The sequence below is a fragment of the Streptomyces sp. HPF1205 genome, from assembly GCF_020400825.1.
GTDB lineage: Bacteria > Actinomycetota > Actinomycetes > Streptomycetales > Streptomycetaceae > Actinacidiphila.
In genome coordinates this window covers 1-1,105 of the sequence record NZ_JAINVH010000117.1, presented here as the reverse complement: position 1 = coordinate 1,105, position 1,105 = coordinate 1, and the positions used below count along the sequence as shown (strand labels likewise).

1 protein-coding gene is annotated in these 1,105 nt (G+C 68.8%); it reads right to left on the bottom strand.

Features of this window, described 5'->3' with window-relative positions:
• The coding region (metK, locus tag K7G61_RS35885; protein ID WP_225851343.1) for a methionine adenosyltransferase at positions 1 to 1,105 on the bottom strand (1,105 nt) is incomplete at both ends.

Here is a 1,105-nt window from a genome sequence, read left to right as displayed (position 1 = left end):
GTGAAGTCGGGCAGTTCCCGCCCGAAGTGCCCGTACGCCGCGGTCTGCGCGTAGATCGGCCGCAGCAGGTCCAGATCACGGATGATCGCCGCCGGCCGCAGATCGAAGACCTGCCCGATCGCCTGCTCGATCCGCTCCACCTCCACCGCCTCGGTACCGAAGGTCTCCACGAACAACCCCACCGGCTCCGCCTTGCCGATCGCGTACGCCACCTGCACCTCGCACCGCGCCGCCAGCCCCGCGGCCACCACGTTCTTGGCCACCCACCGCATCGCGTACGCCGCCGAACGGTCCACCTTCGACGGATCCTTGCCCGAGAACGCCCCGCCCCCGTGCCGCGCCATCCCCCCGTACGTGTCGATGATGATCTTCCGCCCGGTCAGACCCGCGTCCCCCATCGGCCCGCCGATCTCGAACCGCCCCGTCGGATTCACCAGCAGCCGGTACCCCTCGGTGTCCAGCTTGATCCCGTCCTCCAGCAGAGCCTTCAACTCCGGCTCCACCACGAACTCACGGATGTCCGGCGCCAGCAGCGAATCCAGATCGATGTCCGAGGCATGCTGCGAGGACACCACCACCGTGTCCAGCCGCACCGCCTTGTCCCCGTCGTACTCGATCGTCACCTGCGTCTTGCCGTCCGGCCGCAGATACGGAATCGTCCCGTTCCTGCGCACCTCCGACAACCGCCGGGACAACCGGTGCGCCAGCGTGATCGGCAACGGCATCAACTCAGGCGTCTCGTCCGACGCGTACCCGAACATCAACCCCTGGTCACCGGCACCCTGCCGGCTCAACTCGTCGTCGCCGCCGGTTGAGGCGCCCGCTTCGGAGTCCTCGGCAACCCGCTGCTCGTACGCGGTGTCCACGCCCCGCGCGATGTCCGGCGACTGCGCGCCGATCGACACCGACACCCCGCACGAGGCGCCGTCGAAGCCCTTCCTCGACGAGTCGTACCCGATGTCGAGGATCTTGTTGCGCACCAGGGTGGCGATGTCGGCGTAGGCGGAGGTGGTCACCTCGCCCGCGATGTGCACCTGACCGGTGGTGATCAACGTCTCCACGGCCACCCGGGAGGTCGGGTCGGCGCCGAGGAGCGCGTCGAGAA